Source organism: Mycobacterium sp. P7213 (genome assembly GCF_900604305.1).
Taxonomy (GTDB): domain Bacteria; phylum Actinomycetota; class Actinomycetes; order Mycobacteriales; family Mycobacteriaceae; genus Mycobacterium.
Genome location: NZ_UWOA01000053.1, coordinates 25,686 through 32,087, shown reverse-complemented (window position 1 = coordinate 32,087; position 6,402 = coordinate 25,686). Strand labels below are relative to the sequence as shown.

At 66.2% G+C, this 6,402-nt stretch carries 9 protein-coding genes; 3 read left to right on the top strand and 6 right to left on the bottom strand.

The window, feature by feature from the left end; translation table 11 throughout:
- The 3 genes from EJK91_RS18025 to EJK91_RS18015 all read right to left on the bottom strand — a co-directional run.
- Nucleotides 1-250 (bottom strand): WXG100 family type VII secretion target (locus EJK91_RS18025; protein WP_164518014.1); only part of this gene is annotated, 250 nt, incomplete at its 3' end.
- Between the two features lie 81 nt (nt 251-331).
- Entirely contained in the window at nt 332-1,534 is a 1,203-nt protein-coding gene (locus EJK91_RS18020) for a PPE family protein (RefSeq protein WP_024443333.1), read from the bottom strand.
- A gap of 14 nt (nt 1,535-1,548) precedes the next feature.
- Nucleotides 1,549-1,848, bottom strand: coding sequence for a PE family protein (locus EJK91_RS18015; protein ID WP_024443332.1), 300 nt, complete (start codon nt 1,846-1,848; stop codon nt 1,549-1,551).
- Between the two features lie 497 nt (nt 1,849-2,345).
- On the opposite strand from EJK91_RS18015, the gene ypfJ reads away from it, so the two are divergent.
- Complete coding sequence (ypfJ, locus tag EJK91_RS18010; protein WP_024443331.1) at nt 2,346-3,221, top strand: KPN_02809 family neutral zinc metallopeptidase; 876 nt, start codon at nt 2,346-2,348, stop codon at nt 3,219-3,221.
- A 7-nt stretch (nt 3,222-3,228) separates the two neighbouring features.
- On the opposite strand, the gene EJK91_RS18005 is transcribed toward ypfJ, so the two are convergent.
- Nucleotides 3,229-4,101, bottom strand: a complete 873-nt coding sequence (locus EJK91_RS18005) for a dihydrodipicolinate synthase family protein (RefSeq protein ID WP_125079602.1) — start codon at nt 4,099-4,101, stop codon at nt 3,229-3,231.
- A gap of 30 nt (nt 4,102-4,131) precedes the next feature.
- A complete protein-coding gene (locus EJK91_RS18000) occupies nt 4,132-4,917 on the bottom strand; it encodes an aldolase (protein WP_125079601.1) in 786 nt (261 codons plus the stop codon).
- 82 nt (nt 4,918-4,999) lie between these two features.
- Between EJK91_RS18000 and EJK91_RS17995 the strand changes: the two genes are divergently transcribed.
- Together EJK91_RS17995 and EJK91_RS17990 are read left to right on the top strand one after the other, a co-directional pair.
- Entirely contained in the window at nt 5,000-5,542 is a 543-nt protein-coding gene (locus EJK91_RS17995; RefSeq protein ID WP_024443328.1) for a helix-turn-helix domain-containing protein, read from the top strand.
- Nucleotides 5,539-5,880: a gamma-glutamylcyclotransferase family protein gene (locus EJK91_RS17990; RefSeq protein ID WP_024443327.1), complete on the top strand. Its 342-nt coding sequence runs from the start codon at nt 5,539-5,541 to the stop codon at nt 5,878-5,880. The genes EJK91_RS17995 and EJK91_RS17990 overlap by 4 nt, the downstream gene beginning before the upstream one ends.
- Before the next feature lie 10 nt (nt 5,881-5,890).
- Here EJK91_RS17990 and EJK91_RS17985 read toward each other — a convergent pair whose 3' ends face one another.
- Entirely contained in the window at nt 5,891-6,283 is a 393-nt protein-coding gene (locus tag EJK91_RS17985) for a hypothetical protein (RefSeq protein WP_444850832.1), read from the bottom strand.
- Between the last annotated feature and the right edge of the window lie 119 nt (nt 6,284-6,402).

Sequence of the window (6,402 nt, the reverse complement as noted above, 5' to 3'; positions counted from 1 at the left end):
GGTTAGCGTCGCGAATCAACCCATCCCGCACCCCGTGCAGCATGTTCACGATGTTGCGAAACGCGGTCTGCATCTGACCCATGGTGTCCATCGAGGTCCGCTCCGCCAGACCACCCCAGCCCGCACCGGAGATGTTGGTCGACGACGCCCACATCCGGCGCGCCTCGTCCTCCACCGTCTGCGCGTGCACATCAAAACGGCCCGCCATCGAACGCATCGCGTCCGGATCAGTCATAAAACGTGTTGCCATGATTTTCTCTCTCTTGCTCGGAATTCGTTGTGGTAGCCGGGCGCCGACCCGGCAGACACGTGTGTGTTCAGGCCCCTTCCGCTACCCGCCGGCCGGCGAACGGGGCATAACCTTGGGTGCCTTGGCGGCCATCGCGCCCATGCCACGTCCGGCCATCGCGCCCATCATGGCGTGGCCGAAGGGGCCGCCGGGCAGCCCGGAGCCTGCCGACATGGTCTGGATGGGGGCGCTGACCGTAGTGGCGGGCAGCACCGGGGCGGCACGGACCATACCGTCGGCGGCCATCGACCACGCTCCCGGCACCTTCAGCGCGCCCATCGAGGCGGCCTGGCCGAGCTTGGCGGAGATCGCGTTGGTGGCCGAGCTGAAGTGGCCCGCGAGCACGCCGACCGCGCCCTGCAGCTTGTCGTTGACGAAGTCGCCGATCTGAGTCATCAGGGTGCCGGCGCCCCCGGCGGCCGTCTGCCCTGCCAACGCCCCCGTGGCACCGGCCGCACCGCCCATCCGGGCGAACTGCATCAGCATCGGCAGGAAACGCACCAACATCATCAGGGGCATAGACCCATAGCTGATGGGTGACATCACTGAGCTGATCGTCGTGGCCCCCGCCTTGGCGCCGAGCATCGTCGACGGGAGACCGACCGCGTCGAGCAGTCCACCGACGGTGGCAAAGTCGTAGCCGGGCGTGGTCGGTACACCGGTGCCGGTGCCGGGGGTGGGACCGCCCTCAGCCGATCCCGGTGTCCCCTGGGTCGTCGCCTGCGCAGCCTGCGGCGGGTTCGACACCTGTTGCAGCGCGTTGTTATTGGCCTCCGCAGACCCGCTGTACGTGTCCATCGCGGCGCCGTCGGTCGCCCACATCACTTCATACTGGTGCTCGGTGGCCTGGATCAGCGGAGTGTTCTGGCCAAAGAAGTTGGTCGAGATCAGCGCCAGCAGCATCGCGCGGTTGGCGGCGATCACCGCGGGCGGCACCGACGCGGCCCGCGCCGCCTCGAACAGCGCGGCGGCCTGAGTTGCCAGGGCAGCGTTGTTGGCAGCGGTGACCGCGGCTTGCTCCAGCCATGCCACGTAGGGGGCGGTCGAGGCTGTCGCGACAGCCGAACCGGCTCCCGTCCACGTCGAGTCCAGATTGGCGATCACCGAGTGGGTCGCGGTGGCCGAGGTCATCAACTCGCTCGACAGCTGAGTCCACGCTGCCGCGGCCTCGAGCAACGGACTCGAGCCGGGGCCGGTATAGATAAGCCCGGAGTTGATCTCGGGCGGAAAGATACTGAAACTCATCGAGGCTCCCCGCTTCAGCCAGCTGCCGTGGCGTTTACAGCCTCAGTGACGGCGTAAGCGTTGGCGTTGCTACCCAAAGTGGCCGCGATCTGCTGGTGCACCAACGCCGCCTGCGCGCTGACTTCCTGGAACAGGGATCCGTGCGCCGAGAACTGTGCAGCAGTAATGGCCGACACCAGGTCGGCGGCAGGCGCGATCACACCGGTGGTGGGAGCAGCAGCGGCGGTGACCCCCGCGGTCATCGAGTCGCCGATTCCGGAAAGGCTTCCGGCGGCCGCCGTCAGAACCTCTGGCTGCGCGGTTACGAACGACATTGTTCCTCCTGGGGGTCGTGCAAGCGTCTCGGGGAAGTGTTTGATACTCGAAGTCTGCGTCAATACTTGACGTACGTCACTCTAGCGGACAGTTGTAATAACGGTCTGATAAAGCTGGGGCGCCCGAGGCGAACAACAACGCGTGGCCAGCGCACCACGGGGTCCTGGAGACACGAGTTGAAGCGTTCACCGAGCAGACGACCTCTCTTGGATCCTTGGGGCAGGTAGCTGCGGCGGCCGTCGCGGGAAGCGTCCCATTGCGGCCGGATGCAGAACGTAACACCGGCTCGACCTCGGGGTACAGCGCCGCTACAAACATTCAGTAAAGCTTTGGGATCTGGTCAGACAAAGCTGTATTCACTTAGCCAAGGCGCGGGATTCAACAGGTGCAACCGCGCTAAACCGGGCCTGGGGGCGGGTGCCGGTATGCGAAGCTAGGGTGCCCCACTCGGTCGGCTGGCCACCATCCAACTACGGACAACTCCACGGAGCGTGCGATGACCTTCAACGAGGGTATGCAGATCGACACCAGCACCACCTCATCAGGCGGCGGCGGTCGTGGGATCGCGATCGGCGGCGGCGTCGCCGGGCTGGTGATCCTGGTCGTGGCGCTGCTGTTGGGGGCCGATCCCGGTGAGGTGCTCAGCCAGCAGCCCGTGGACCGCGGCCAGTACACGTCACCGGGCTTCGACCTCGACAAATGCCGCACCGGCAAGGACGCCAATAAATACGTGCAATGCCGGGTGGTCGCCACGGCCAACTCGGTGGACGCGGTGTGGTCGGACCTGCTGCGTGGGTACACGCGTCCCCGGGTAGAGCTGTTCAGCGGACAGACGTCCACCGCCTGTGGGGCGGCCACCAGCGCCGTCGGACCGTTCTACTGCCCCGCGGACCAGACCGCCTACTTCGACACCGACTTCTTCAAGGTGCTCGTCGACCGGTTCGGCTCCAGCAGCGGCCCGCTCGCCCAGGAGTACGTGGTCGCCCATGAGTTCGGCCACCACGTACAGAATCTGCTCGGCGTGCTCGGCCGGGCCCAAACCGGCGCGCAGGGTGCGACGGGCGCCGGAGTTCGTACCGAGTTGCAGGCCGACTGCTACGCCGGGGTCTGGGCGCATTACGCGTCGGTGACCAAGCAGGAGGGCACCGGGGTGCCGTTCCTGCAGCCGCTGACTGACCAAGACATCAGCGATGCATTGTCCGCGGCAGCGTCGGTGGGTGACGACCGTATTCAGCAGGCCGCCACCGGTCGAGTCAATCCGGAGTCCTGGACCCACGGTGCGTCGGCGCAGCGTCAGCAGTGGTTCACCGTCGGCTATCAGAGCGGCGAACCCAACAAGTGCGACACCTTCGCCGCTGCCGACCTCGGTTAGCCCCGGGTCAAAGCGACAGTAGCCCGCGCAGTTCGGACCGCCCCGCCTCGTCCAGCGGCAACAACGGGCGACGAGGTTCCCCGGCGGGCACCCCGAGCATCTCCAGGCCGGCCTTGATCGTGGTGGGCAGCCCGCCGGCCACGATGAACTCCAACAGCGGCTTGAGGTTGTCGTAGCACGCCTGAGACTTGTCCAACTCACCCGCGGTGACCGCGGTGTAGAGGTCCAGGCAGGGCTGCGGACGCAGATTGGGTGCCGCGGTGCACCAACCGGCCGCACCGGCCCGCAGCGCCTCGAGCACCAGCGGATTGCTGCCGTTGAAGAACGGCAGGCGCCCGTCGGACAGGGTGGCGATCCTCAGCATCCGGCTCAGATCACCGGTGGACTCCTTGACCATGGCCACGTGCTCGATGCCCTCGAACATGGCCACCAGCAGGTCGGGACTCATGTCGATCCCGGAGGTAGCCGGATTGTTGTAGGCCACGATGTCGATATCGATGGCATCGGAGACGGCCCGGTAATGCGCGGTGATCTCGCGTTCGGACAGTTTCCAGTACGACACCGGCGAGACCATCACCGCGTCGGCACCGGCCTGCGCGGCATAGCGGGCGCGGCGCACGGTACGCGCGGTGGTCAGATCCGAGACCCCGACCAGCACCGGCAGGCGTCCGGCGACCGCGGCGATCGAGGCGTCGACGCAGGTCTCGAACTCGACCTCGTCGAGATAGGCGAGTTCACCGGTGCTGCCCAGCGGAGCGATGGCGTGCACCCCGGCCTCGACGAGCCGGTCGATGACGGTGGTCAGGACCGTGGTGTCGATTCCGCCGTCGCGGAACGGCGTCACCGGGTAGCCGATGACTCCAGATAACTGTGCTGCCACGAGAGACTCCTTGCTTATCGGGTGATCCCTTTACTGATTGATCACAGTGGGGTGGCCGGCCAAGGCGCGGCGGGCGTAGTAGGCGAAGTTGGCCTGGCTGCGGTTGGGCAGCAGGGTCCAGTCGTGGGCTTCACGGGCCAGCTTCTCCGGAAGTTCTTTGATGGTCCCGGCGGCCATGGCGGCCAGCTGCAACGCGGCGGCACGCTCGATCAGCACCGCCAGCGAACAGGCCTCCTCCACGCTGGCGCCGGCCACGATCTGGCCGTGGTGCGCCAGCAGTATCGCCTTCTTGTCGCCGATGGCTTCGGAGATGATCTCGCCCTCCTCGTTTCCGACCGGGACACCGGGCCACAGCGGCAGGAAGGCGCAGTCGTCGTAGAGCGGTGTGGTGTCCATGTGCGAGACGATCAGCGGGGTTTCGAGCATGGACAGTGCGGCGACGTGAAACGGGTGGGTGTGCACGATGCACTGGACATCCGGGCGGGCCCGATAGATCCAGCTGTGAAATCGATTGGCGGGGTTGGCCATCCCCTCGCCCTCGATGACGTTGAGGTCTTCGTCGACGAGCAGCAGATTGGTGTCGGTGATCTCGTCGAATCCCAGACCAAGCCGTTGGGTGTAGTAGGTGCCCGGCGTCTCGGCCCTGGCGGTGATCTGTCCGGCCAGGCCGGAGTCATGACCGCGGTCGGAAAGCGCCCGGCAGGTCAGGGCCAACTTCTGGCGAGTGGTCCACTGGGTTCCGGTGAAGTTCTCCGCGAAGCGGTGCTCCGCGCGTTGCATCAGATCGGATTTGGAATCGTCGAACGTGGTGCCCATGGCAGCTCCTCGATGCCTGAAGTGGATGACACGACTGTATCTGATAGGACACATGGTGTCATGGTTATGTCATTATGGACGCATGACGGAACTGCTGCGCGCCGTCCGCAAGCAGCGAGGGCTCACCCTCGAAGGCCTCGCCGAGCGGACCGGGCTGACCAAGAGCTACCTGTCCAAGATCGAACGGAGTCGCAGTACGCCGTCCATCGCGGTGGCCATCAAGGTGGCGCAGGCCCTGGACGTCGATGTGGCACAGCTGTTCTCCGAGCGGGGCGACGAAGACAAGATCGCGGTGGACCGGGCCTCAGACCGCAGAGAGGATCGGCAGCGCTACCGGGCGATGGCCGCAAACATGCTGGGAAAGTCGATGTCCCCGTTCGTGGTTCGTCCTACGGGGAACGCCGAGCGTGCTGGACATCGGCTGCACCCGGTACATCAAGGCCAGGAATTCCTCTTCGTGCACGCCGGGACCGTTGAGTTGGTGTACGGCGATGCGACGTTGACGCTGGGCACCGGTGACAGCGCCTACTTCGACGCCTCGATCAGCCATCGCCTCCGCTCGGTGGGCGACCACCTCGCCGAGGTCGTCGTCGTCGCAGCAGACGAAGCAGGTGGCGCACAGTGAGCACCGAACTGCTGTTCTCCTACGGCACCCTGCAACTGCCGGAGGTACAACGCAGCACCTTCGGGCGCGAACCCGACGGTCGCCCAGACGCGATCATCGGCTATGACCTGGACTATGTGACGATCACCGATCCCCACGTGGTGGCCGTCAGCGGCAGCGACCGTCATCCGATCCTGCGCCCGTCAGATGCACATGACGCCACAGTCCCTGGCACGGTTTTCGCGATCACGCCCGCCGAACTGGCGGCCGCTGACGAGTACGAGGTCGACGCCTACCGGCGGATCTCGGTGCCACTGCGCTCGGGTGCGCGAGCCTGGGTGTACGTGTTCGCCGAGTGAGCCGGATCGATCACCAGGGCCGGGTGGCGCAGGACACTCCACTACCGCCCTGCTGCGACACCACCACTTCGCCGTCGACGGCGATCTCGCAGTGGAACTCCGGGTTGGTCCGCAAGCCTCCGCTCGCGGTGACGAGCGCCCACTGACTCGGGTCGGCCAGCGTGGTGGTGTAGACCACCGGCTGTCCCCCGCCGATGGGCACCCGAACCGTCTCGAGGTATTCCGAAGAGTTGGCGTTGTAGGCCGCCATGCTGGGCGGGTCGGTCTTGATGTAGGAGATGTTGCCGGTCAGGTCACTGGTCGCGGTGATGGTGTAGGTGACCTCGTGGCCACCGGTCGCGCTCTTCTTCGGGGCGTCGGCCGACGGCTCGGTCGCGTTCTCTGCCGGAGTGGGCGACGGCAACGGCCCCGCATTCTCGGTGGGCGATGCCGCCGGGCTCTCGGTTGGCGATGCTGGGCTGGTCTCAGGGTCCGCAAGTGACGTCGCATGGCTGGCTGCCATTCCGGCGGCTGCCATCAGCA

Bases quoted from the DNA above. Each gene is read 5' to 3' on its own strand.
- EJK91_RS18020 (WP_024443333.1), bottom strand. From the start codon at position 1,534: ATGAGTTTCAGTATCTTTCCGCCCGAGATCAACTCCGGGCTTATCTAT.
- ypfJ (WP_024443331.1), top strand. From the start codon at position 2,346: ATGACCTTCAACGAGGGTATGCAGATCGACACCAGCACCACCTCATCA.
- EJK91_RS18000 (WP_125079601.1), bottom strand. From the start codon at position 4,917: ATGGGCACCACGTTCGACGATTCCAAATCCGATCTGATGCAACGCGCG.
- EJK91_RS18015 (WP_024443332.1), bottom strand. From the start codon at position 1,848: ATGTCGTTCGTAACCGCGCAGCCAGAGGTTCTGACGGCGGCCGCCGGA.
- EJK91_RS17995 (WP_024443328.1), top strand. From the start codon at position 5,000: ATGACGGAACTGCTGCGCGCCGTCCGCAAGCAGCGAGGGCTCACCCTC.